Raw genomic sequence first — 24124 nt, 5'->3', positions numbered from 1 at the left:
CGGGGACGTAGTCGGTGCTCATGCGGCGGCACCCTCCTCATCGGTGGCGGCGGGGGCGTCGGTGTCGTCGGCCGTGGTGGGCTCGTAGACGAGGACGGCCCGGTTGTCGGGGTGGAGCCGGGCCTTGGCGACGGCCTGGACCTCCTCGGCGGTGATGTCGAGGACCTTGGGGAGGGCGTCGTTCAGGAGCTTGGGGTCACCGAACAGGACGGCGTAGCGGCAGAGTTCGTCGGCGCGGCCGGCGACGGTGGTGAGCCGGTCGAGCCATTCGCGCTCGATCTGGGCCTGGGCCCGTTCGAGTTCCTCGGGGGTGGGGCCTTCGGTGGCGAAGCGGGCGAGTTCCTCGTCGACGGCGGCGTCGATCTGCTCGATGGTGGCGTCGCCGGAGGTCTTGACGTCGAGCCAGCCGAGGCTGGGGGCGCCGGCGAGGCGGAGCAGGCCGAAGCCGGCGGCGACGGCGGTGCGGTCGCGGCGGACGAGCCGGTTGTAGAGGCGGCTGGACTCGCCGCTGCCGAGGATGGTGAGGGCGAGGTCGGCGGCGTCGGCGTCGCGGGTGCCGTCGTGCGGGAGGCGGTAGGCGGCCATCAGGGCGCGGGAGGGGACGTCCTCGTGGACGTGCTCGCGCAGTTCGCTGCCGATGGTGTCGGGGAGTTCGCCGGAGCGCGGCGGCTGCTTGCCGTCGTGGGAGGGGATGCTGCCGAAGTACTTCTCGACCCAGGCGATGGTCTGCTCGGGGTCGATGTCGCCGACGACGGTGAGGACGGCGTTGTTGGGCGCGTAGTAGGTGCGGAAGAACGCGCGGGCGTCGTCGAGGGTGGCGGCGTCGAGGTCGGCCATGGAGCCGATCGGGGTGTGGTGGTACGGGTGGCCGTCGGGGAACGAGAGCGCGGTGAGCTTCTCGAAGGCGGTGCCGTAGGGGACGTTGTCGTAGCGCTGGCGGCGCTCGTTCTTGACGACGTCGCGCTGGTTCTCCATGGACGTCTCGTCGAGGGCGGCGAGCAGCGAGCCCATGCGGTCGGCCTCCAGCCAGAGGGCGAGCTCCAGCTGGTGGGCGGGCATGGTCTCGAAGTAGTTGGTGCGCTCGAAGCTGGTGGTGCCGTTGAGCGAGCCGCCGGCGCCCTGGACGAGCTCGAAGTGCCCGTTGTTGGAGACGTTGGCGGAGCCCTGGAACATGAGGTGCTCGAAGAGGTGGGCGAGGCCGGTGCGGCCCTTGACCTCGTGCCGGGAGCCCACGTCGTACCAGAGGCAGACCGCGGCGACCGGGGTGAGGTGGTCCTCGGAGAGGACGACGCGCAGGCCGTTGGCCAGGCGGTGCTCGGTGATGGCGATGGCAGCGCCATGTCCTCCGGTGGAGGCGGATGCGGGGGCCGGGTTGGCCATGCGCTCGGGTCCTTCCCGTCGTCGATGTCGGGGTTCGTGTGGCGTCCCCCATTGTGGTGCAACGCGCGGGGGGCGTGTTCGTGTCCCGCGCAGACGGGGCGTTCGCCAGGGGCGGAAGAGGGGCGCTGGCCGGGAGTGTCGGCGCGAGGGTCCACAATGGGGGCGCCGAGCCCTGTTGACGGGGGTCGGTGGATGGACGTCAGAGACTGACCGAGACACAGCAAGCGAGACGTAAGGGAGCCCCGCCGCGATGGCCCGCCGCAGTTCGCAGACCCCGCCGCCCGGAGACTTCGAGGAGCGGATCCTCGATGTCGACGTCGTGGACGAGATGCAGGGCTCCTTCCTGGAGTACGCCTACTCGGTGATCTACTCGCGTGCGCTTCCGGACGCGCGGGACGGTCTGAAGCCGGTGCACCGCCGGATCCTGTACCAGGCCAACGAGATGGGCCTGCGGCCGGACCGCGCGCACGTGAAGTGCGCCCGTGTGGTGGGCGAGGTGATGGGCCGGCTGCACCCGCACGGCGACGCGTCGATCTACGACTCGGTCGTCCGGATGGCGCAGCCGTTCTCGATGCGGCTGCCGCTGATCGACGGGCACGGGAACTTCGGTTCGCTGGGCAACGACGACCCGCCGGCGGCGATGCGCTACACGGAGTCGCGGCTGACGGCGGCGTCGATGGCGATGGTGGAGTCGATCCACGAGGACACCGTCGACTTCGGTCCGAACTACGACGGCAGCGAGCAGGAGCCGTTGGCGCTGCCGGCGGCGTTCCCGAACCTGCTGGTGAACGGCGCGACGGGCATCGCGGTCGGCATGGCGACGAACATGCCGCCGCACAACCTGTCCGAGGTGGTGGCGGCGGCCCGGCACCTGATCAAGCACCCGACCGCGGACCTGGACACGCTGATGCGGTTCGTGCCCGGTCCGGACCTGCCGACGGGCGGGCGGATCGTGGGCCTGTCGGGGATCCGGGACGCGTACGAGTCGGGCCGCGGCACGTTCAAGATCCGGGCGACCACGACGGTGGAGGCGGTGACGGCGCGCCGCAAGGGCATCGTGGTGACCGAGCTGCCGTACAACGTCGGCCCGGAGAAGGTCATTTCGAAGATCAAGGACCTGGTCAACGCGAAGAAGCTGCAGGGCATCGCGGACGTCAAGGACCTGACCGACCGCGAGCACGGGCTGCGGCTGGTGATCGAGGTGAAGAACGGCTTCGTGCCGGAGGCGCTGCTGGAGCAGCTGTACAAGCTGACGCCGATGGAGGAGACCTTCGGCATCAACAACGTGGCGCTGGTGGACGGCCAGCCGCTGACGCTGGGGCTGAAGGAGCTGCTGGAGGTCTACGTCGACCACCGGTTCACCGTGGTGCGGCGGCGCAGCGACTTCCGCCGGCGCAAGCGGGAGGAGCGGCTGCACCTGGTCGACGGTCTGCTGGTCGCGCTGCTCGACATCGACGAGGTCATCGCGATCATCCGGTCGAGTGACAACGCGGGGCAGGCGAAGGAGCGCCTGATGGAGCGCTTCTCGCTGTCGGACACGCAGACGGCGTACATCCTGGACACTCCGCTGCGGCGGCTGACCCGGTTCGACCGGGTGGAGCTGGAGCAGGAGAAGGCGAAGCTGAACGCGGAGATCGCGGAGCTGACCGAGATCCTGGACTCCGACTCCCGGCTGCGCAGCGTGGTGTCGTCCGAACTCGGCGCGGTGGCGAAGCAGTTCGGGACGGAGCGGCGGACGGTGCTGCTGGAGGCGGGGGCGGCGCCGTCGGCGGCGCTGTCGGTGCCGCTGGAGGTGGCGGACGACCCGTGCCGGGTGCTGCTGTCGTCGACGGGCCTGCTGGCGCGGACGGCGGACGGGGAGCCGTTCGAGCTGTCGGAGAAGCGGTCGAAGCACGATGTGATCGTGTCGGCGGTGCCGGCGACGGCGCGGGCGGACGTGGGTGTGGTGACGTCGGCGGGCCGGGTGCTGCGGCTGCCGGTGATCGATCTGCCGGCGCTGCCGCCGACGCCGTCGCCGACGCTGGCCGGCGGGGCGGCGGTGGGCGAGTTCCTGCGGCTGGAGGCCGGGGAGCGGGCGCTGGCGCTGACCACGTTGGACGAGTCCTCGCCGGGGCTGGCGCTGGGCACGGTGCAGGGCGTGGTGAAGCGGGTGGTGCCGGAGTGGCCGGCGAACAAGGACGAGTTCGAGGTGATCGCCCTCAAGGAGGGTGACGAGCTGGTGGGCGCGGTCGAACTGCGCACCGGCGAGGAGGACTTGGTCTTCATCGCTTCGGACGCGCAGCTGCTGCGCTATCCGGCGGGCCAGGTGCGCCCGCAGGGCCGTCCGGCGGGCGGCATGGCGGGGATCAAGCTGTCCGACGGGGCGCGGGTGCTGTCGTTCACGGCGGTGGATCCGGCGGCGGACGCGGTGGTGGTCTCGGTGGCGGGGGCGTCGGGGACGCTGGCCGGCGAGGAGCAGACGTCGTGGAAGGTGACGCCGTTCGAGCAGTACCCGCGCAAGGGCCGGGCGACGGGCGGCGTGCGCTGCCAGCGGTTCCTGCGCGGCGAGGACGGTCTGACGTTCGCCTGGGCGGGCGTGGCCCCGGCCCGGGCGGCGTCCGACAAGGGCGCGCCGGTGGACCTGCCGGAGCGCGACCCGCGCCGTGACGGTTCGGGCACGCCGGTGACGGCGCCGATCGCGGTGGTGGCCGGGCCGGCGTAGGGCGCAGGCGTGGTGGAGGAGGGGTGCCGGAGCCGTCCGGCGCCCCTCCTCCGCGTTCGGGGGCGCGGCGGGTGCCGAGGGTAGCCTTGCCCGGGTGAGCACCTGTGCGACGTTGTCGCGTGAACTGTCGGAGCCGCTGACCGCCACCGCCGCGGTGGCGACCACCTGGCTGCTGGTGGAGCAGAACGGGCCGTGGGGCGCGAAGGCACTCGGGGAGAGTCACCTGGACCCGGCGACGGGGCGGGCGCTGGACGCGGCCGCGGCGGGCACCGGGGTGCGGGTGGCGCTGATCCGGCGGCCGGGGCGGCACGCGGACTGTCTGCCGACGGCGCGGCACGAGGTGGTCGTGGCGCACACGGTGCCGGGTCGCGGCTGGGTGCGCCGGGCGGAGGTGGTCGATCCGGCGGAGCTTCTGGAGCTGGACTTCGCGGCGCTGGGCGTCGGCGACCACGGCGGTTTCGGGGTGGAGCACGTCGGCGGCCCGTTGGCGCTGGTGTGCACCAACGGGCGGCGGGACCGCTGTTGCGCGCTGCTGGGCCGCCCGTTGGCGGCGGAGCTGGCGGCGGGCGGGCACAGCGAGGTGTGGGAGGTGACGCACCTGGGCGGCCACCGCTTCTCCCCCACGATGCTGGTGCTGCCGTACGGCTACGCGTACGGGCGGCTGACGGCGGAGGCGGCCAAGGAGGTGCTGGCGGCGACGGCGGCCGGGCACATGGTGCCGGCCTGGTCGCGGGGCTGTTCGGGCTGGGAGCGTCCGGGTCAGGCGGCCGAGCACGCGGTGCGGCTGGCGACCGGGGAGACCGGGGTGGACGCGCTGACGCTGTCCCAGCGGCCGGACGGCGCGGGCCGTTGGCTGGTCTCGGTGCTGCACCAGGACGGCCGGGCCTGGGAGGTGGACGTGATCGAGGCGGTGAGCGAGCCGGCGCGTCCGGAGAGCTGCGGCAAGGCGGCGGGGACGCCGTCGCGGATGGACGTGCTCTCGGTGCGGGGCCGGTAGCGGGACGGCAGCGCGCCGGCAGGGTCTTCAGCAGGTCGGGAGCGCGGGCGGCCCCGCGCCCGTGGGGGTGAGCGCGGGACCGGAGCGCGCGGGCGGCCCCGCGCCTGCTGTCCACGGAGGTGCGCGGGGCCGTCACGTCGGGTGTCGGCTCAGCCGGTGACGGCCTTGCCGACGAACTCGGTGGTGTAGGTGCGGGAGAGGTCGATGGTGCCCTCCTTGCCCTTGACGTCCGGGTGGAAGGCGGCGAGGACGGCGAGGACGGTCTTGGGGCCGTCGGCCGGCATCACGCCGTCGGTGGTGAACATCGGCAGGGTCGCCTTGATCGCGGCCGCGTACTGCTCGGCGCCGCCCTGCGCGTAGTCGGCGGGCATCTTCGCGGCGATCTCCTCGGGGCTGTGCGTGGACATCCACTTGAGGGTCTTGACGAAGGCGTTGGCGAGCTTCTGGGTGGTGTCCTTGTTCTTCTCCACCCAGTCGGTGTTCATGTAGAGCGAGGACGACGGGTAGAGGCCGCCGAGGGCGTCGCGGGAGCCCTCGGGGGTGCGCATGTCGTAGAGGATCTTGCCGAGGCCCTTGTCGAGGACGTTGGCGACGGTCGGGTCGGTGGTCATCCCGCCGTCGATGCTGCCCTGTTGGAGCGCGGCGATGAAGGTCTGGCCCGCGCCGACCGCGATCGGGCTGAACTCGCTGACGGCGGTGCCGTTCTTGACGGCGAGGTACTTGGTGAGGAAGTCGGTGGAGGAACCGATGCTGGTGACGCCGAGCTTCTTGCCCTTGAAGTCGGCGCCGGACTTGATGGCGTCGGCCTGCTTGGTGGAGACGAGTTCGACCTCGCCGGGGGCCTGGGAGAACTGCACCACGGACTCGACGATCTTGCCCTTGGCCTGGAGGTCGATGGTGTGGTCGTAGAAGCCGACGGCGCCCTGGACGTCGCCGGCGAGCAGCGCGGTGGTGGCGTTGACGCCGGCGGGCTCGCTCATCAGCTCGACGTTGACGCCGGCGTCGGCGAAGAAGCCGAGCCGCTGGGTGAGCATCGCGGGCAGGTAGATGACCTTGTCCAGGCCACCGACCATGATCTTGACCTTGGGTCCGTCGACCTGCCTGCCGGCCGGGGCGGCGGCGCCGTGGGTGGTCGTGGCGGCGTCGTTGGCGCAGGCGGAGAGCGGGAGGAGCAGGACGGCGGCGAGGGCGGCCGCGGCGGATCTGCCGATCGGGTTCGGGCGCATGGGTGGGGGGTGCCTCTCTCTGCGAGGGGGGATCAGCGGCACAAGGGGGTTCAGCGGCGCGGGGGGTTCGCGACGCCGGAGCGTGGGGGTTCAGCGACGCAGGACGGTTCAGCGGCGCAGGGGATTCAGCGACGCAGAGGGTTCAGCGACGCAGGGGGTTCAGCGGCCGTCGCCCGCGTCGGCGGGCTTCCAGCGGAACAGCTTCTTCTCGGCGAAGGTCAGCAGCCCCTCGGTGAGCAGCGCCACGACGGCGAGGATGGTCATGGCGGCGTACACGCCGGCCGCGTTGAAGGTGCCCTGGGCGGCGGCGACGAGCAGCCCGAGGCCCTTGGTGGCGCCGATGTACTCGCCGACGATGGCCCCGATCAGGGCGAAGCCGAAGCTGACGTGCAGGCTGGTGAAGATCCAGGTGGTGGCGGCGGGGATGACCACCTGGAGGGTGACCTTTCGGCCGTCGGCGCCGAGGATGCGGGCGTTGGAGACGAGGTTGCGGTCCACCTCGCGGGCGCCCTGGAAGGCGTTGAAGAACACCGGGAAGAACACCAGGACGACGGCGGAGGCGACCTTGGAGGCCGGGCCGAGGCCGAACCAGATCAGGAAGATCGGGGCGAGCACGATGCGCGGGATGGCGTTGAGCACCTTGATGTAGGGCCCGAACACGTCGGCCAGGAAGCGGACCCGGCCGAGCGCGATGCCGAGCAGCACACCGCAGATGACGCCGATCACCCAGCCGGTGAGGGCCTCGTAGAGGGTGTAGCCGATCTGTTCGCCGAGCGAGCCCTGCGCGGTGCCGTGGGTGATCCACTGCCAGATCTGGTCCCAGATCTTCGACGGCTGCGAGAAGTTGAACGGGTCGATGACGTCGGTGCGGGCGCAGACCTCCCACAGTCCGAGGAAGGCGACCAGGACCGCGACCCGGGCCCCGTAGACGGTCAGCCTCCGGTTGCGGGCGGCCCGTTCGCGGGCCTCGGTACGGCTGGCGGGGGCGGCCGCCGGGGGCTTGTCGGCGACGGCCGATGCGGTCTCAAGCGGCACGACCCGCTCCTCTCTCCCGGGTGATGCGCACCTCTTCGCCGAGCGAGGCCCAGATCTCGCGGTACAGCTCGACGAACCTCGGTTCCAGCCGGACGGCCTCCACGGTGCGCGGTCGTGGCAGGTCGACGGTGAAGATCTCCTTGACGGTGGCCGGTCCGGCCGTCATGACGACGACCCGGTCGGCGAGCGCGATGGCCTCGTCCAGGTCGTGGGTGACGAAGACGACCGACGCGGCGTTCCCGGAGGACCTGGTCCCGGCCCACAGCTCCAGCAGCTGGTCGGACATCAGGGCGCGGGTCTGCACGTCCAGCGCCGAGAACGGCTCGTCCATCAGCAGGATGTCCGGGTCGTTGACGAAGGTCTGGGCGAGCGCGACACGCTTGCGCATGCCGCCGGACAGCTGGTGCGGGTAGCGGTCCTCGAAGGCGGCGAGGCCGACGCGGCCCAGCCAGTCCCGGGCCCGTTCCCTGGCCTCGGCGGTGGGCACGCCGCGGAAGCGCGGCCCGGCCATCACGTTGGACAGGACGGTGCGCCAGGGGAAGACGGCGTCCTGCTGGAAGACGAAACCGACCTTGGGGTGGATCCCGCGGACCGGCTCGCCGTCCACCCGGACCTCGCCCTCGGTGGGCTCCTCCAGGCCGCTGACCAGGGTCAGCGTGGTGGACTTGCCGCAGCCGGTGGGCCCGACGACGGCGACGAACTCGCCTTGGGCGACGGTCAGATCGAGATCACGGACGGCGGTGTGCAGGGCCCCGGACGGGGTGCGGAACCGTTTCGTCGCGCCAGTCAGCTCGATCGCCGGGGTTGTGCTCATTCAATCCTCCCGGGTCTGTGCTTGCCCCGGAAAGGTAGGAGCGGGCGGGGCCCGGGCGGGAGCCTTCTCGGCGTACTGCGGTTTCTCCGCATTGAGGGGTGTTCTGCTCCTTTTGCTTCCGCTACAACTGCGGGGACGCGGCTGACAGAAACACGCCGGAAACGTAGGGTGTCCCGACCCTGACGTACCCGCCCCCCACAGCCGCCGAGAGGAGGCCCGGATGAAGCTGCCCCGCTGGCCCCGCCGGGTCTTCGCGCAACTGCTGCTGAGCCAGACCGTCGTCACCGTCGGTGTCACCACCGTGACCGCCGGCCTGTTCCTGGCCCCGGTCAGCAGCGAGCTGGACCACGACGCGATGCAGCGGGCGCTGTCGATCGCCCAGGCCACCGCCACCGACGAGGCGATCGCCCGGGCCGCCGACGCCCGGGACTCGGCGACCGCGCAGCGCAACGCCGAGCAGATCCGGCTGGCCACCGGCGCGAGCTTCGTGGTGGTCACCGACCTGGACGGGATCCGGCTCTCGCACACCGACCCGGAGCGGATCGGCCACCGGGTCAGCACCGACCCGGAGCCGGCGCTCAGCGGGCTCAGCGTCACCGCGATGCAGCAGGGCACGCTGGGCCGCACCGCACGCGGCAAGGTGCCGCTGCGGGTCGCGGACGGCCGGATCGTCGGCGAGGTGTCGGTCGGCATCAGCGACGACTCGATCCGCCGCCGGCTGTTGAAGATGCTCACCGGGATCCTGCTGTGCGCGGGCGCGGGCCTGGCCGCGGGGACGGTCGCCACGCTGGCGCTGGCCCGGCGGCTGAAGCGCCGCACCCACAACATCGCGCTGGCCGACATCTCGGCGCTGCTGGTGGAGCGGGAGGCGATGCTGCACGGCATCCGCGAGGGCATGGTGGCGCTGGACGAGCGCGGCCGGATCCGGCTGGCCAACGACGAGGCGGCGCGGCTGCTCGGCCTGCCGGAGGACTGCACCGGGCGGCCGATCGACGCGGTGCTGCCGCCGGGCCGGCTGTCGGACGTGCTGACCGGGCGGATCACCGGCGCCGACCTGCCGGCGGTCCGGGACGACCGGGTGCTGGTGGTCAACCGGATGAGCACGGCCGAGGGCGGCGCGGTCGTGACACTCCGCGACCGGACCGAACTGGAGTCGCTGGTCCGGGAGTTGGACACCACCCGCAGCCTGACCGAGGCGCTGCGCGCCCAGGACCACGAGCACGCCAACCGGATGCACACCCTGCTGGGCCTGCTGGAGCTGGGCCGCCACGAGCAGGCGGTGGCGTTCATCTCGGAGCAGTCCGGTTCGCACGCGGTGGTCGCGGCGCGGATCGCCGAGCAGGTGCAGGATCCGCACGTCGCGGCGCTGCTGGCGGGCAAGACGGCGGTGGCGGGCGAGCGCGGGGTGCGGCTGCTGCTGGCCCCGGCGGCGCACCTGCCGGACGCGGTGGTGGACGCGCGGGCGCTGGTGACGGTGCTCGGCAATCTGATCGACAACGCGGTGGACGCGCTCGCGGCGGGTGGGGGCGGCCGGCTGGAGGTGACGCTGGCGGCGGCCGGCTCCACGCTGCTGCTGCAGGTCACGGACAGCGGCCCGGGCGTGCCGGAGGAACTGCGCGAGCAGGTCTTCGAGGAGGGGTGGACCAGCAAGGACGCGCCCGCGCACCGTCCGCGCGGGCTGGGGCTGGCGATGGTGCGGCGGCTGGTCGAACGGACCGGCGGCCGGATCGTGCTCGACGCGGGACCGCTCGGCGGCGCCCGGTTCACGGTCGAGCTGCCCGAGGCCCTGCTCACCCCTCAGCTCGTGGAGGCCTGATGATCGACGTACTCGTGGTGGACGACGACTTCCGGGTCGCGGACGTGCACGCCGCGTACGTGGCCAAGGTGCCGGGCTTCCGGGTGACCGGCACCGCGCACTCGGCCGGGGAGGCGCTGGCCGCGCTGGAGCGCCGCCCGGTGGACCTGCTGCTGCTCGACCACCACCTGCCGGACGAGACCGGCCTGGCGCTGGTGCGCCGGCTGCGGGAGCGGCAGGTGGCCTGCGACGTGATGATGGTGACGGCCGCCCGGGACGTGTCGACGGTGCACGCCGCGATGCAGCACGGCGCGCTGCAGTACCTGGTCAAGCCGTTCACCTTCGCCGGCCTGCGGGACAAGCTGGTCGCGTACGCGCAGCTGCGGCACGCGCTGGCCGGCCCGGCGGCCCGGGAGGCCGGCCAGGACGAGGTGGACCGGCTGTTCGCCACCCTGCGCAGCGCCGCCGCCCCGGCCGGCCCGCTGCCGAAGGGGCACTCGGCGCCCACCACCGACCTGGTGCTGGGGGTGCTGCGCCAGGCGGGCCGCCCGCTGTCCGCGCAGGAGGTCGCGGACGCCACCGGGCTGAGCCGCTCGACGGCGCAGCGCTACCTCAAGCAGTTGGAGCGGGACAGCCGGCTGCGGCTGACCCTGCGCTACGGCGACACCGGCCGCCCCGAGCACCGCTACGGCCTGGCGGTCCGGGCCTGACACCACGCCCGGACGTGGGGGAACCCCGGCGGCCCCAGGCCCGCCGGGGTTCCCCGGGGCGCGGCGCTCAGGCCGCGCCCGCACCGGTGAGGGCGCGCACCTCCAGCTCGGCGAAGCGGTCCGCGTCGGCGGGCTCGGGCGAGGTGATGGTCCCGATCCAGCCGGCCAGGAAGCCGAGCGGGATGGAGATGATGCCGGGGTTCTCCAGCGGGAACCAGTGGAAGTCGACGCCGGGGAAGAGCGCCACCTTGGTGCCGGAGACCACCGGGGAGAAGACGACCAGCACGATCGCCGGGACCAGCCCGCCGTACACCGACCAGACCGCGCCTCGGGCGGTGAACCGCGACCAGAACAGGCTGTACAGCAGGACGGGCAGGTTGCTGGAGGCGGCCACCGCGAAGGCCAGGCCGACCAGGAAGGCGACGTTCAGCTGCTGGGCGTAGAGGCTGATCGCGATCGCGGCCGCGCCGATCCCGACGGCCGCGAACCGTGCCACCCAGACCTCCTGGCGCTCGCTGGCCTCGCCCGTCGGCTCGGCCTCCGCCGGGTCCCCCGCCTCCCCCGGCCGGGAGGCCGGGACGGCGGCGCGCCGCCGGAAGGGGCGCCGGCGCGGCCGGCCACGCCAGGCGCCGGCCCAGATGTCGTGGGCGAAGGCCGCCGAGGAGGCCAGGGTGAGCCCGGCGACCACGGCGAGGATGGTGGCGAAGGCGATCGCCGAGATCAGCGCGAACAGCACCACCCCGCCGGTGCTGCCGTTGCCGCCGCCGAGCACCAGGGCGAGCAGCGGGACGGCGGTGTTCCCGGCCGAGTTGGCGTGCCGTACCTCTGCCGAGCCGACCAGCGCGGTCGCGCCCAGGCCGAGCGCGATGGCCATCAGGTAGAAGCCGCCGACCAGGCCGATCGCCCACATCGTGGAGCGGCGGGCGGCCCGCGCGGTGGGCACGGTGTAGAAGCGGGACAGGATGTGCGGCAGTCCGGCGGTGCCGAGCACCAGGGCGAGGCCCAGGCTGAAGAAGTCGAGCCGGCTGGTGAAGGTGGCACCGTACTTGAGGCCGGGTTCGAGGTAGCGCCGCCCGGCGCCGCTGTGCTGGGCGGCCTGGCGCATCAGCTCGCCGACGTCGCCGTGGAAGCGGACCATCAGCAGCACGGTGAGCAGCACCGAGCCGGCGATCAGCAGGAAGGCCTTGACGATCTGGATCCAGGTGGTGGCCCGCATCCCGCCGATCGTGACGTAGACGATCATCAGTCCGCCGACGGCGACGATGGTCCAGGTCCGGGCCTGGGCGCTGTTGGTGCCGAGCAGCAGGGCGACCAGCGAGCCCGCGCCGACCATCTGGGCGACCAGGTAGAGCAGGGTGACGACGACGCTGGCGCCCCCGGCCGCGGCCCGGACCTTGCGGCGGCGCAGCCGCAGCGCGAGCACGTCGGCGAGGGTGTACCGGCCGGCGTTGCGGACCAGTTCGGCGACCAGCATCAGCACCACCAGCCAGGCGACCAGGAAGCCGATGCTGTAGAGCACGCCGTCGTAGCCGTACAGCGCGATCAGCCCGGCGACGCCGAGGAAGGAGGCGGCGGAGAGGTAGTCGCCGGAGAGCGCGAAGCCGTTCTGCAGCGGGGTGAAGTCCCGGCCGCCGGCGTAGAAGTCCTCGGTGGCGCTGCCCCGGCGGCCGACCCAGAGGGTGATCGCCAGGGTGACCAGCACGACGACGGCGAACAGCGCGATCGCGAGGTCGTGGTGGTCGCCGGTGGGGGCGACGGGGGGCGGGGTGGCGGTCGTCATCGCGGTCGTCACCGCGGTCGTGATCGTGGTCGTCATCGCAGCTGGTCCTGGGTGTCCCAGCGCAGGCCCAGGGCGGCGCGGTCGCGCTTGGTCCGGGCGTTGCGGGCGTAGAGCCAGGTGAGCAGGAAGGTGGAGGCGAACTGCAGCAGGCCGAGCAGCCAGGCCACGTTGAGCGGGCCGGCCACCTGGCTGCGCATCAGGCCGGGGGCGGCGGCCTGCGCGGCGACGTACATCAGGAACCAGCCGAGGAAGGCGCCGCTGACCGGGAAGACGAACGACCGGTAGCTGCGGCGGATGTCCTGGAAGGCCTCGCTGCGCTGGACGGTCCGGTACACCTCGGTGCTGTCGGTGGCGGGCGCCAGGGCCCGGGGGGCGGCCGCCGGTTCGGCGGCGGGTCGGGCGGCGGGGGCGGCGACCGGGACGGGCGCCCGCTCGGCCGGTACCGGCTGGACCGCGCGGGTGGGGGCCGACTGGGCCGGCACCGCCGGTTGGCCGGGCACGGCCGACCGGTCGGAGGCGGTGGCGGCGGCCGGAGCGGCCCACCAGTCAAATCGCTGCCCCTGTCCGGGACTGCTCGTCTGCTGCTGTGGCACAACTGCTCCTGGACCGGCGGGCACTCTGACCCCAACCATGATGGCGGCCGCCGGACAGCCCCTCTGACCATTGCCGATACCTTCACTCGATGAGGTGATCGATCATCCGACAGACACTCATCCGACTACTGCTGCGTACCGGTGATCCCGTGTCGAAAGGCGTACGAGACCGCCTGCGCCCGGTCCCGCACCGCGGTCTTGGCGAACAGGTTGTTGATGTGCGTCTTCACGGTGGCCTGGCTGACGAACAGCCGCTGGGCGATCTCGGCGTTGGAGAGCCCCTCGGCGATCAGCGCCAGCACCTCCGCCTCCCGGGCGGTCAGCCCGTCCGGGAGCTCCCCCGGCCGCCCGACCGGCTTCCCGGCCCCCGGCGCGGATCCGGCCGGAGGCCCTGAAAGCCTTTCCAGCAAACGGAGTTGGACCTGCGGCGAGAGCCCGGCCGCCCCCGCGCGGACGTCCGCGATCGCCCGGGCGATCTCCTCACCGCCGGCGTCCTTGGTGAGGTAGCCGCGCGCCCCGGCCTGCAGAGCGGGGAACAGCGAGTCGTCGTCGGCGTAGGTGGTGAGCACCACGACCTCGGTCTGCGGGTGCGCGACCCGGATCCGCCGGGTCGCCTCGACGCCGTCGACGCGCGGCATCCGCAGATCCATCAGCACCACGTCCGGGTGACACCGCTCCACCAGGGCGACGGCCTCCTCCCCGTCCGCCGCCGCGCCGACCACCTCGATGCCGGGCAGCAGCCCCAGCAGCATCACGATGCCCTCGCGCACCACCGTCTGGTCGTCCACCACCAGCACCCTGGTGACCTCTGCCTCGCTCATGCGCCCGCCCCGCTTCGCTCGGCAGTCGCTTCGCGAAATCCGCACCTGCTGATGATGAGCTCGCCGCGCTCGCTCATGCGCCCGCCCCGCTTCGCTCGGCAGTCGCTTCGCGAAATCCGCACCTGCTGATGATGAGCTCGCCGCGCTCGCTCATGCCGGCACCTGCAGCAGCACGCGCCACCCTCCGTCCTCGGGGCCCGCCAGCAGGGTGCCGCCGAGCAGTTCCGCGCGTTCGCGCATCCCCAGCAGACCGTACCCGCTGCCGCTGGCCGACAGCTCCCCGGACGGTTCGCCGCGCGGAGGGCGGGAGTTGCGCACCTCCAGCTCCACCGCCTCCGCCAGGTAGCGCAGTTCGACGGTGCACCGGGCGCCGGGCGCGTGCTTGCGGACGTTGGTCACCGCCTCCTGCGCGGTGCGCCGCACCGCGAGGGCGGCCTCGGCGGCGAGCGGCCGGGGCGTGCCGGTGACGGTGAGCGTGGCCCGCTCCCGCCCGGTCAGCTCCACCAGGAACTCGCCGACCGGGGTGAGTTCGCCGCGCAGCGCGGACAACGCCTGCCGGGTCTCGACCAGCCCGTCCTGGGCCATCCGCCGGGCGGCGACGACCCGTTCGCGGATCTGCTCGCGGTCGGTGCCGGCGTCCAGCATCAGCCGGGCCGCCTCCAGGTGGACGAGCTGCGCGGAGAGGCTGTGCGCGAGCACGTCGTGGATCTCCCGGGCGATCCTGGCCCGTTCGGCGAGCGCCGCGCTCTCCGCCTCGGCGGCCCGGGCGGCGCGCTCCTGGGTGAGCAGTTGGCGGGCGGTGCCACGGGCCTCGACGTCCAGCCGCAGCAGGTAGCCGAGCAGGCCGAGCCCGCCGATGGTGGCGAAGATGCTCACCCAACTCGCCCAGCTGGCGGCGGTGTACGAGCCCAGCGCGGCCGCCGCGGTGAGCAGGCCGGGCGCGGGCGGCAGCCGGACCACCCCGATCACGGCCAGCCCGCACCAGACGAAGTCGGCCAGCAGGTAGGCCTGCCCCCAGTTGGCCAGCCAGGCGCTGCCGAGCAGGGCGGCGGCCAGGCCGAGCGAGAGCGCCAGGCGCTGTTCCCGGGTGGCGTAGAGGTAGCCGGCGGCCAGGGCGGCGACCCCGAGCAGTCCGGCCGCCGCGATCGCCACCGCCCAGCCCGTGTACTTGCCGCCGGAGAACGTCCCCCAGCAGACGACGACCAGCAGGACGGTGCGGCCGAGCAGGGAGAGGGCCCGCCGCGGCCATCTCCCGGCCTCGCGCTCCAGCCCCTCGCGGGACGGCCAGCGGGTCCAGTACCACTCGGCCACGGGTGCCTCCTCGACGTTCTCGGACAGCGGGCCCGGCAGGCCCCGGGCAAGGCGGTCAGCGCGGTCAGCGCGGTACGGCGGCCTGTTGCGGCAGGTCCAGGGCCCGTGCCCGCCAGTTCACCACGAACGAGCGGGTCAGCAGCAGGACCGCCAGTCCCAGCAGCAGCGCGCTGCCCGCCTGGTGGACGTGCAGTGCCGCGCCGACGCCGTACAGGGCGAGCCGGATGGCGAGCATGCCGACCCAGGCGGCCACCGTGGCCTTGGTGCCCTTGGCCCAGACCGAACCGTCCCCGGCCCGCCACAGCCGCACGGTCCAGCCCCAGACGGAGCCCATCGCGACCACCGCTACCAGGCCGCACCCGACCAGGGTGGCGGACAGCGCGGTGTGCTGATGGTCGATGAGCTGCGGGTCGCGCAGCGCGAGCGCGCCGAGGATCAGCGGCAGCAGCCAGAAGCGGCGCTCGGTGTCCAGGCGCTGGGCGCGCATCTGGCGCTGGACCACGAGGACCATCACCGCGATGATCACGACGATGTTGACGAGGGCGGTCATCGGACTTCTCCGTCCCGACAGGAGGCTTGTACTGACCTCTCCGACGTTACGGATCCGGCGCCCCCGGTTGATCGGCGCCGGGGTGGACCACAGGTGGAACCGGCAGCACGAGGGCCCTCCACCCACGGGTGGAGGGCCCTCGTGCCGGAGGGATCCGAAGGCCTCAGGCGTCGATGCGGGAGCGGTCCAGGGTGGCCGCCGAGTCCACGATGAACTCCTTGCGCGGGGCGACGTCGTTGCCCATCAGCAGGTCGAAGATCCGCTCGGCCTGCTCCAGGTCGCCCAGGTTGATCCGGCGCAGCGTGCGGTGGCGCGGGTCCATGGTGGTCTCGGCCAGCTGGTCGGCGTCCATCTCGCCCAGGCCCTTGTACCGCTGCACCGGCTCCTTCCAGCGCTGCCCCTTGCGCTGGAACTCCAGCAGGGTGGAGCGCAGTTCGGCGTCGGAGTAGGTGTAGTGGTACTTCTCCTGGCCGCGCTTGGGGCTGGTGAGCTCGATCCGGTGCAGCGGCGGCACGGCGGCGAAGACCCGGCCCTGCTCGACCATCGGCCGCATGTAGCGGTGGAACAGCGTCAGCAGCAGGGTGCGGATGTGCGAGCCGTCGACGTCGGCGTCGGCCATGAAGATGACCCGGCCGTAGCGGGCCTGGTCGATGTCGAAGGTGCGGCCCGAACCGGCCCCTATCACCTGGATGATCGCGGCGCACTCGGTGTTCTTGAGCATGTCGCTCACCGAGGCCTTCTGCACGTTGAGGATCTTGCCGCGGATCGGCAGCAGCGCCTGGAACTCGGAGTTGCGGGCGAGCTTGGCGGTGCCGAGCGCGGAGTCGCCCTCGACGATGAACAGTTCGCTGCGGTCGACGTCGTCGCTGCGGCAGTCGGCCAGCTTGGCCGGCAGCGAGCTGGTCTCCAGCGCGGTCTTGCGGCGCTGGGCCTCCTTGTGCTGGCGGGCCGCGACCCGGGTGCGGGCGGCCGCGACGACCTTGTCCAGCACGGCCCGGGCCTGGAGCTTCTGGTCCTTCTTGGCCGAGGTGAGGAAGGCCTTGAGCTCCTTGGCGACGACGGCGGCGACGATCCGGTTGGCCGCCGAGGTGCCGAGCACCTCCTTGGTCTGGCCCTCGAACTGCGGCTCGGCGAGCCGGACGGTGACCACCGCGGTGAGGCCCTCGGTGGCGTCGTCCTTGGTGATGTCGTCCTCGGCCACGCGCAGCAGCTTGGCCGCGCGCAGCGCCTCGTTGACGGTCTTGGCCAGCGAGCGCTCGAAGCCGGTCATGTGGGTGCCGCCCTTGGGGGTGGCGATGATGTTGACGAAGGAGCGCAGGGTGGTGTCGTAACCGGCGCCCCAGCGCAGCGCGATGTCCACGCCGAGTTGCCGGGTGACCTCGGTGGGGGTCATGTGGCCGAGCTCGTCCAGGACGGGCACCGTCTCCTTGAAGGTGCCCTCGCCGTGCAGCCGCAGCACGTCGCAGACCGGCTTGTCGGGCGCCAGGAACTCGCAGAACTCGGCGATGCCGCCGTCGAAGCGGAAGACCGACTCCTCGACCTGCTCGCTCTCGGTGAGCCGCTCGTCACGCACGACGATGGTCAGGCCGGGGACGAGGAAGGCCGTCTGCCGGGCGCGGCTGTACAGGTGCTCCAGGGAGAGCCGGGCGTCCTTGAGGAAGATCTGCCGGTCGGCCCAGTAGCGGATCCTGGTGCCGGTGCGGGCCTTGGGCACCTTGCGCGCCCTGGTCAGGCCGTTGGCGGGCTCGAAGGGCGCGTCCGGGCTGGCCTCGGTGAAGATGCCGGGGGTGCCGCGGCGGAAGCTGATCGCGTGGGTGTGTCCGCTGCGGTCGACCTCGACGTCCAGCCGGGCGGAGAGCGCGTTGACCACCGAGGCGCCGACGCCGTGCAGGCCGCCGGAGGCCGCGTAGGAGCCGCCGCCGAACTTGCCGCCGGCGTGCAGCTTGGTCATCACGACCTCGACGCCGGACAGCCCGGTCTTGGGCTCGACGTCGACCGGGATGCCGCGCCCGTTGTCGCGGACCTCGACCGAGGAGTCCGGGTGCAGCAGGACCTCGATGCGGTCGCAGTGACCGCCCAGCGCCTCGTCGACGGAGTTGTCGATGATCTCCCAGAGGCAGTGCATCAGGCCGCGACTGTCCGTCGAGCCGATGTACATGCCGGGGCGCTTGCGGACCGCCTCCAGGCCCTCCAGGACGAGCAGGTGCCGAGCGGTGTAGTTGGAACCGTCGTCGCCGGCCAGCAGTGCGGACGGCACGGTCGTTTCGGCACTCACGCGGCACTCTCCTCGGTGAAGTTCTGTCTTATCGGTCACATCCGGACGTATCCGGACCATCCGCCAGTGCAGCACGCCGCACCGACAGTCGTCGCCCGGTGTGCTCGCACCCCTCCGCTGGGTGCACAGCACGGCGGGCCGCTCCCGCGCAGCTTGTACGCGCTGCGCGAACAAGGACCGCTCCGGTATCCGGACCCCGGGGCGCCATCTCCTCCCGGTACCACCGGTCCTGGCGGATCGTGGGGCCTGGCACAGGCTGCGGAACTGCCGTTATGCAGGCTACCGGGGCTCGGGGCGGGGCTTATGCTCCAACCCGGCAGAGGATTATGCTACGCGGACCTCGCACCCGGTCCCGATCGGGCGTTCGAGGGACGGGCGGATCCTGGGATTCGGTACGCATGAACCACCGGCCCCCGGGGCACGTCCTCATCAACACAGCAGAATCCTCAGAGAAGAAAAGCCACGAGCGGGAACGTTTTCGGCCTGGTTGGATGTTGACCCTGGTACGACAGCTCGTCGAGCTAGAGAAGAGGCGACGTGACTACTGTTCTGACACCTGCGAGCCCGCTCACCGCGGCTGACCGCTGCGACCGCTGCGGCGCCCAGGCCTACCTGCGCGTCGTACTCGCCAGCGGCGGAGAGCTGCTCTTCTGCGCCCACCACGGCCGGAAGTTCGAGCCCGAGCTCAAGAAGATCGCCGTGGAGATACAGGACGAGAGCGGCCGTCTCAGCGGCACCACCAACGCCACGGCCGCCGAAGAAGAGCGCTGATCCAAGGCGCCACACCAGCAGTCGGCGTCGAGCTGTGTGTCCGGTCGCGCACCACGCGCGACCGGTGAGCCGGGCGACAGGTCCCCTCGGGGCCGGTCGCCCGGCTCTGCTGTTCCCGGAGACCCACACGCTCCGCAGCGATGTGGCTTCAGAACGTGACCAGTTGGCCACCGGCAACGGCCCGGGCGGCCCTCACAGCACCGAGCGCACCGCGTCCGCGACGGACGCCACCCTGGTGTAGACGCCCGGGTGGGCCGCCTCGGCGCAACCCGTCCCCCAGGAGACCAGGCCGACCAGTCGGCCGCCGACGACCAGCGGGCCTCCACTGTCGCCCTGGCAGGCGTCCTTGCCGCCCTTCTCCTCGCCCGCGCACACCATGCCCCGGGCGTCGAACTTGCCGTCCTGCCCGCCCGGGTAGGCCTGCGCACAGGTCTGGTCCGCGATGACCGGCACCTCCACCCCGCGCAGCGTGGGCGAGTAGTCGCCGTGCCCGGTGGTGTCGCCCCAGCCGAAGACCCGCGCGGCGGTCCCGGCCGCGTACGGCTCGGTCTCGCCCTGGCCGACCAGGTCGATCACCGGCCGGGAGTCCTGGGGGTCGGCGAGGGTGAGCACGGCGACATCGTTCAGGTTGGCGGTGAAGGAGTAGTCGGGGTGGATCCAGACCGACCGCACGGGCACCTCGCGGCCGGCCGAGCTGCGCATGTCGTCCCGGCCGATGACGGCCTTGAGCCCCGGCCGGTCCACCTTGGCACCCCGGGACTCGTCGTAGAAGCAGTGCGCGGCCGTCACCACCTTGGTCGGCGTGACCAGCGCTCCCCCGCAGAACTGGCCGGAGCGGCCGCTGCCGAACTGCTGGCGGCTGGACAGCGCCACCACCCACGGGTGGTCGGCGGTGGTCTCGGCGGTGCCGCCGACCACCCGGCGCTGCGCCCCGGCCGGACCGGCCGCACCGAGCGCGAGCAGCGGGACGGGCACGGCGGCCAGCAGCGCCAGCACGGCGGCCCGTCGGCGGCGGCCCGCACGGGCGGCCGCCGGGCTCGCCGGGGGCGGGGCGGGGGTCGGCAGGGCAGCGCGGTCCGGGTTGGGCAGCACCGTGACTCCAGTCGGCTCGGCAGCAGGCAACCGCCACAGCGTAGGTGATCGACTACGCGGTGCGACCGCTTCCCGCCGCACCGCCACCCGGACGAGGGACAACGGCCACCCGGACGCTGACCCGCCCGGGCCCGGACAGCGGCGAAGGCCCGGAGCCGTGGGGCTCCGGGCCTTCGTCACACGCTTGCGACCGTACCGGCCGGATCAGTCCAGGTAGTCGCGCAGCACCTGGGAACGCGACGGGTGGCGCAGCTTCGACATGGTCTTCGACTCGATCTGGCGGATGCGCTCACGGGTGACCCCGTACACCTTGCCGATCTCGTCGAGCGTCTTCGGCTGACCGTCCGTCAGGCCGAAGCGCATCGAGACCACGCCGGCCTCGCGCTCGGAGAGGGTGTCCAGCACCGAGTGCAGCTGCTCCTGGAGCAGGGTGAAGGAGACCGCGTCGGCCGGGACGACCGCCTCGGAGTCCTCGATCAGGTCACCGAACTCGCTGTCGCCGTCCTCGCCGAGCGGGGTGTGCAGCGAGATCGGCTCACGGCCGTACTTCTGGACCTCGATGACCTTCTCGGGGGTCATGTCGAGTTCCTTGGCCAGCTCCTCCGGGGTGGGCTCGCGGCCCAGGTCCTGGAGCATCTGGCGCTGGACGCGGGCCAGCTTGTTGATGACCTCGACCATGTGCACCGGGATGCGGATGGTGCGGGCCTGGTCGGCCATGGCGCGGGTGATCGCCTGGCGGATCCACCAGGTGGCGTAGGTGGAGAACTTGTAGCCCTTGGTGTAGTCGAACTTCTCGACCGCACGGATCAGACCGAGGTTGCCCTCCTGGATCAGGTCCAGGAAGAGCATGCCGCGGCCGGTGTAGCGCTTGGCCAGCGAGACCACCAGGCGGAGGTTGGCCTCCAGCAGGTGGTTCTTGGCGCGGCGGCCGTCCTCGGCGATGATCTCCAGCTCGCGCTTGAGCTTGGGGGCGAGCTTGTCGGCGGCCGAGAGCTTGTCCTCGGCGAACAGGCCGGCCTCGATGCGCTTGGCGAGCTCGACCTCCTGCTCGGCGTTGAGCAGCGGGACCTTGCCGATCTGCTTCAGGTAGTCCTTGACCGGGTCGGCGGTGGCACCGGCGACGGCGACCTGCTGGGCCGGCGCGTCGTCCTCGTCGTCGTCGGAGAGCACGAAGCCCTGCGACTCCTCCTCGGGCTCCGCCTCCTCGCCGGCCTTGTCGCCGGGCAGCGCGACGTCCTCGAGCAGCTCCTCCTCGCCACCGAGCTCCTCGTCGCCCTTGCCCGCCTTGGCGGCGGTCTTCTTGGCGGCGGTCTTCTTGGCCGGCGCGGCGGCCTTCTTGGCGGCGGCCTTCTTGGCCGGGGCCGCCTTCTTCGCCGCGACCGTCTTCAGCTCGGAGGCGACACCGGTCGTCTCCGAGGTGATCCCGGCGGACACCGTGGGGACGGACGCCGTGGCGGCCGCGACGGCCGGGGCCGCGACGGGCGCACCGGGCGCGATCCGCACGGGCGGCTTGGTCGGGGCCGTGGAGGCGGACGGGCTCCGGGTGGTGACAGCCTTGGTGGCGGTGCGCTTGGTGGGGCTCTTGGCAGCAACGCTCTTGCGCTTGGCGCCGGCCGGTTCGGCCGCGCTGACCATGAGATCCACCCCCTCCTCAATCAGCACCTGGTTGAGGCTGCGCATGACGTTCTTCCACTTGGTGACCGGGATCTGGTCCGCCTCGAACGCCTGGCGCACGTCGTCACCGGCGATCTGCCCCTGGGCCTTGCCCCGCTCGATGAGCGCCAGCAGAGCTGCGGACTCGGCGATCTCGGGGGGAAGTGAACGGGATGTGCTGGCCGACACGAACAACCTCTCGGACGATGAGTGGACTCGAACCCGTACCGGCCGCCCGAGCGGGCGGGGAAGGAAATCGCGCGTCGGACGCGCGGTGTCGATTCCGACCGACTCGGGCTTGAGGACTGGGTTTGCAGGACGGCAGCAGCGCCGCGGACCAACACAGCATTGTGACATGTTGAAGTATTCCGGAGCTGCCCCCGCTCAGGAGACATCGCTGCTACTCGTCAAGTGTTACGCATGGCCTTCGTGTCGCGGGTCACACCACTCGGCACCCACGGCCACGGGGCCGGAATCCATCATCGCTCACCCGCGCCGAAACCTGTTGTCATGGACGGGGCATCACGCGTCCGGGTCGGACCGCCGACGTGCAGAAGCCCTCCGGCTGCGCCGCGCGGGTGCGGCCGGAGGGCCCTGGAGGAACGGAGGACGGACGGGGCGCCCGCTCACCGGAACAGCCCGCTCAGTGCTCCCGAGGGGCGGGGACGGACGGCTCGATCTCGGGGTGGACGGTGAGCAGCGCCCGCATCGCGGCCTCCCCCGCGGTGCCGTCGCCGGTGCCCAGCGCGTCCACCAGCCGGGCGTGCAGGCTGACCGAGGACTCGGAGGCGCGCTCGCAGGAGATAGCCGGGCCGCCCGACACCTGCAGCGCGCCGGCGACGATCCCGGACAGGTGCTCCAGCATCCGGTTGCCGGCCATCTGGAGGATCAGGCCGTGCAACTCGGCGTCGGCCCGGGCGTAGGTGGAGAGGTCGGCCTGGGCGGCGGCGTGGCCCATGATCTCGACCAGCTCGACCAGCCGCTGCTGGACGTCCTCCCGGCCGTGGCCGGCGGCGAGCCGGGCGGCCAGCGGCTCGATCGCCCAGCGGAGCTCGAACAGCTCCCGGCGCTGCTCGTCCCGCTGCGGGCCGAAGGCGCGCCACTCGATGATGTCCGGGTCCAGCAGGTTCCAGTCGGCTACCGGGCGGACCCGGGTGCCGACGTTCGGCCGGGCACTGACCAGGCCCTTGGCCTCCAGGACGCGCAGCGACTCGCGGACGACCGTGCGGGACACCTCGAACCGCTGGCCGATCTCCTCGGGCACGAGCGGACGGTCGGCACCGAGGTCGCCGGAGACGATCATCTGGCCGAGCTGCTGGACCAGCTGGCCGTGCAGACCGCGACCGCGGCTGCTGGTGGTCTTGCGGCCGACCCGGGCGAGATCGGACTCGGCGCCCTCCCAGCGGGGCGCCGGCGGAGTCGGCCGGTCGGCGTACGAGAAGCGGTCCAGATCGCCGGGGCCGTGGATGGGTCCGTCGGCGGAACGGGCGGGGGTCATGGTGGGGTGCGCAAGGGTACTCACAGCTCCTTTGTCGGCGATCGGCAGGCGCAGCTTGAGAATTCTCGTGAAAAGCACACGAAAGGGTGATCGACCGCGACTGGATAATTGACTTCTTATCAGGAAGAACCGCGCATTACGGTCACTGCTGGTCGATCTTGATTCTTCGGCGCGACCACCCCCTCGACGCCCGGCGTCAGAGCTCGCGCCGCCGGACCTGCACCAGGAACGCCGCGAGCAGCAGGACGGCCGCGGGCGCCGCCACCGCCACGAGCAGGGCCGGATCCGTCAGCGCCGCACTCCCGGCCGCCGCCTCGTGCCCCCCGCGGTAAACCCAGCCGTAGGCCCATTCGACGCCGGACTGGAACGGCAGCAGTTCGGCCGCACGGGTCGGCCACGGCCTGCCGGTCTCCCGCAGCAGCAGCGCCACACCGGACTCCAGCAGCGGCGGCAGCGCGCACAACAGCAGCACCCCGACCGAGGCGCTGCGGGTCAGCGACGCCGTCAGCACCCCGGTCCAGCCCGCCACGACGGTCAGCAGGACGAAGGCCAGCAGAGCCGCCGGCACCCCGTGGCCGGCCGCCAGCCCCACCGGGGCGAACACGCCCGGCAGGTCGGCCAGGCCCGGCACGTCTGCCAGGCCGGACAGCCCGGTGGCGGCCAGCGCCTGCGACACCTGGTCCGACAAGGCCGAGGGCTCCGCCCAGGCGGCCACCGTCACCCCGCCCGGCAGTGCCAGCTGCACCGCCACCGCGTCGAGCAGCAGGGTCGCCAGCGCCAACAGCCCCGCGACGGGACCGACCACCAGCAGCTTGGCCAGCAGCAGCTGCACCCGCCGCGGGTACGACACCCGGGAGGCCGGCAGCCCCGGGTGTCGCACCTCGTGCCCGTACGAGAGCGCGCCCAGCACGCCGGCCCCGAACGCGGCGAACGGCAGCGGGATCAGCGGCACGGCGGCGGTCAGCAGCCGCACCCCGGCCGGGGCGGCCAGCGGGCCGGCCGGGGCCTGGCTCGCCAGGACGGCGGCCGTGACGGCGTCGCACAGCAGCACGGCGGCGAGCAGCAGCCAGGTGGAACGCAGGCCGCGCAGGCGGCGCAGCTCGTAGGCCAGAACACGCACGG

At 72.5% G+C, this 24124-nt stretch carries 19 protein-coding genes; 5 read left to right on the top strand and 14 right to left on the bottom strand.

Going from position 1 to position 24124, the window contains the following annotated elements; all coding sequences use genetic code 11:
• Window positions 1-18: 18 nt before the first annotated feature.
• A complete protein-coding gene (locus tag ACFWPT_RS08900) occupies window positions 19-1380 on the bottom strand; it encodes a M16 family metallopeptidase (protein WP_380375597.1) in 1362 nt (453 codons plus the stop codon).
• A gap of 250 nt (window positions 1381-1630) precedes the next feature.
• On the opposite strand from ACFWPT_RS08900, the gene ACFWPT_RS08895 reads away from it, so the two are divergent.
• Together ACFWPT_RS08895 and ACFWPT_RS08890 are read left to right on the top strand one after the other, a co-directional pair.
• Window positions 1631-4081 carry a DNA topoisomerase (ATP-hydrolyzing) subunit A gene (locus ACFWPT_RS08895; protein ID WP_063349370.1) on the top strand — a complete coding sequence of 817 codons (2451 nt, stop codon included), beginning with the start codon at window positions 1631-1633 and terminating at the stop codon, window positions 4079-4081.
• A 94-nt stretch (window positions 4082-4175) separates the two neighbouring features.
• Window positions 4176-5078 (top strand): sucrase ferredoxin, encoded by a 903-nt coding sequence (locus ACFWPT_RS08890; protein ID WP_380480667.1) that lies wholly within the window; start codon window positions 4176-4178, stop codon window positions 5076-5078.
• A 149-nt stretch (window positions 5079-5227) separates the two neighbouring features.
• Here ACFWPT_RS08890 and ACFWPT_RS08885 read toward each other — a convergent pair whose 3' ends face one another.
• From ACFWPT_RS08885 to ACFWPT_RS08875, 3 genes are all read right to left on the bottom strand, one after another.
• Window positions 5228-6304 (bottom strand): ABC transporter substrate-binding protein, encoded by a 1077-nt coding sequence (locus tag ACFWPT_RS08885; RefSeq protein ID WP_063349368.1) that lies wholly within the window; start codon window positions 6302-6304, stop codon window positions 5228-5230.
• 159 nt (window positions 6305-6463) lie between these two features.
• Window positions 6464-7339, bottom strand: coding sequence for an ABC transporter permease (locus ACFWPT_RS08880; RefSeq protein ID WP_063349367.1), 876 nt, complete (start codon window positions 7337-7339; stop codon window positions 6464-6466).
• Window positions 7329-8153: an ABC transporter ATP-binding protein gene (locus ACFWPT_RS08875; RefSeq protein ID WP_063349366.1), complete on the bottom strand. Its 825-nt coding sequence runs from the start codon at window positions 8151-8153 to the stop codon at window positions 7329-7331. The genes ACFWPT_RS08880 and ACFWPT_RS08875 overlap by 11 nt, the downstream gene beginning before the upstream one ends.
• A 220-nt stretch (window positions 8154-8373) precedes the next feature.
• On the opposite strand from ACFWPT_RS08875, the gene ACFWPT_RS08870 reads away from it, so the two are divergent.
• Window positions 8374-9969 (top strand): ATP-binding protein, encoded by a 1596-nt coding sequence (locus ACFWPT_RS08870; RefSeq protein WP_380480664.1) that lies wholly within the window; start codon window positions 8374-8376, stop codon window positions 9967-9969.
• Entirely contained in the window at window positions 9969-10658 is a 690-nt protein-coding gene (locus tag ACFWPT_RS08865) for a response regulator (protein ID WP_063349364.1), read from the top strand. Before ACFWPT_RS08870 ends, ACFWPT_RS08865 begins: the two co-directional genes overlap by 1 nt.
• 67 nt (window positions 10659-10725) lie before the next feature.
• Here the strand turns inward: ACFWPT_RS08865 and ACFWPT_RS08860 are convergent, their stop codons facing one another.
• The 6 genes from ACFWPT_RS08860 to ACFWPT_RS08835 all read right to left on the bottom strand — a co-directional run bounded on the left by ACFWPT_RS08860 (window position 10726) and on the right by ACFWPT_RS08835 (window position 17988).
• Complete coding sequence (locus ACFWPT_RS08860; protein ID WP_063351411.1) at window positions 10726-12438, bottom strand: cation acetate symporter; 1713 nt, start codon at window positions 12436-12438, stop codon at window positions 10726-10728.
• Window positions 12439-12470: 32 nt separating this feature from the next.
• Complete coding sequence (locus ACFWPT_RS08855; protein WP_380480662.1) at window positions 12471-13031, bottom strand: DUF485 domain-containing protein; 561 nt, start codon at window positions 13029-13031, stop codon at window positions 12471-12473.
• Window positions 13032-13156: 125 nt separating this feature from the next.
• On the bottom strand, window positions 13157-13852 hold the full coding sequence (locus ACFWPT_RS08850; protein ID WP_380480660.1) for a response regulator: 696 nt from the start codon (window positions 13850-13852) through the stop codon (window positions 13157-13159).
• Window positions 13853-14002: 150 nt separating this feature from the next.
• Window positions 14003-15163: a sensor histidine kinase gene (locus ACFWPT_RS08845; protein WP_380480658.1), complete on the bottom strand. Its 1161-nt coding sequence runs from the start codon at window positions 15161-15163 to the stop codon at window positions 14003-14005.
• A 64-nt stretch (window positions 15164-15227) separates the two neighbouring features.
• Complete coding sequence (locus ACFWPT_RS08840; protein ID WP_380375609.1) at window positions 15228-15713, bottom strand: CcdC protein domain-containing protein; 486 nt, start codon at window positions 15711-15713, stop codon at window positions 15228-15230.
• 163 nt (window positions 15714-15876) lie between these two features.
• Window positions 15877-17988, bottom strand: a complete 2112-nt coding sequence (locus tag ACFWPT_RS08835) for a type IIA DNA topoisomerase subunit B (RefSeq protein ID WP_063349360.1) — start codon at window positions 17986-17988, stop codon at window positions 15877-15879.
• Between the two features lie 537 nt (window positions 17989-18525).
• Between ACFWPT_RS08835 and ACFWPT_RS08830 the strand changes: the two genes are divergently transcribed.
• Window positions 18526-18759, top strand: coding sequence for a hypothetical protein (locus ACFWPT_RS08830; RefSeq protein WP_063349359.1), 234 nt, complete (start codon window positions 18526-18528; stop codon window positions 18757-18759).
• Window positions 18760-18951: 192 nt separating this feature from the next.
• Here the strand turns inward: ACFWPT_RS08830 and ACFWPT_RS08825 are convergent, their stop codons facing one another.
• The 4 genes from ACFWPT_RS08825 to ACFWPT_RS08810 form a co-directional block, all read right to left on the bottom strand.
• Window positions 18952-19755, bottom strand: a complete 804-nt coding sequence (locus ACFWPT_RS08825; RefSeq protein WP_380480693.1) for a S1 family peptidase — start codon at window positions 19753-19755, stop codon at window positions 18952-18954.
• 300 nt (window positions 19756-20055) lie between these two features.
• Complete coding sequence (locus ACFWPT_RS08820) at window positions 20056-21699, bottom strand: RNA polymerase sigma factor (RefSeq protein ID WP_380480656.1); 1644 nt, start codon at window positions 21697-21699, stop codon at window positions 20056-20058.
• Between the two features lie 448 nt (window positions 21700-22147).
• Entirely contained in the window at window positions 22148-23080 is a 933-nt protein-coding gene (locus ACFWPT_RS08815; RefSeq protein ID WP_063349357.1) for a FadR/GntR family transcriptional regulator, read from the bottom strand.
• A 118-nt stretch (window positions 23081-23198) separates the two neighbouring features.
• Entirely contained in the window at window positions 23199-24122 is a 924-nt protein-coding gene (locus tag ACFWPT_RS08810; protein WP_380375612.1) for a hypothetical protein, read from the bottom strand.
• Window positions 24123-24124 lie beyond the last annotated feature (2 nt).

It is taken from the genome of Kitasatospora sp. NPDC058478, assembly GCF_042720345.1.
Classification (GTDB): Bacteria; Actinomycetota; Actinomycetes; order Streptomycetales; family Streptomycetaceae; genus Kitasatospora.
The sequence above is the reverse complement of the archived record's forward strand: the minus strand, read 5'-3'. Positions and strand labels throughout refer to the sequence as shown.

Bases quoted from the DNA above. Each gene is read 5' to 3' on its own strand.
- ACFWPT_RS08900 (WP_380375597.1), bottom strand. From the start codon at position 1,380: ATGGCCAACCCGGCCCCCGCATCCGCCTCCACCGGAGGACATGGCGCT.
- ACFWPT_RS08895 (WP_063349370.1), top strand. From the start codon at position 1,631: ATGGCCCGCCGCAGTTCGCAGACCCCGCCGCCCGGAGACTTCGAGGAG.
- ACFWPT_RS08885 (WP_063349368.1), bottom strand. From the start codon at position 6,304: ATGCGCCCGAACCCGATCGGCAGATCCGCCGCGGCCGCCCTCGCCGCC.
- ACFWPT_RS08875 (WP_063349366.1), bottom strand. From the start codon at position 8,153: ATGAGCACAACCCCGGCGATCGAGCTGACTGGCGCGACGAAACGGTTC.
- ACFWPT_RS08870 (WP_380480664.1), top strand. From the start codon at position 8,374: ATGAAGCTGCCCCGCTGGCCCCGCCGGGTCTTCGCGCAACTGCTGCTG.
- ACFWPT_RS08865 (WP_063349364.1), top strand. From the start codon at position 9,969: ATGATCGACGTACTCGTGGTGGACGACGACTTCCGGGTCGCGGACGTG.
- ACFWPT_RS08860 (WP_063351411.1), bottom strand. From the start codon at position 12,438: ATGACGACCGCCACCCCGCCCCCCGTCGCCCCCACCGGCGACCACCAC.
- ACFWPT_RS08850 (WP_380480660.1), bottom strand. From the start codon at position 13,852: ATGAGCGAGGCAGAGGTCACCAGGGTGCTGGTGGTGGACGACCAGACG.
- ACFWPT_RS08840 (WP_380375609.1), bottom strand. From the start codon at position 15,713: ATGACCGCCCTCGTCAACATCGTCGTGATCATCGCGGTGATGGTCCTC.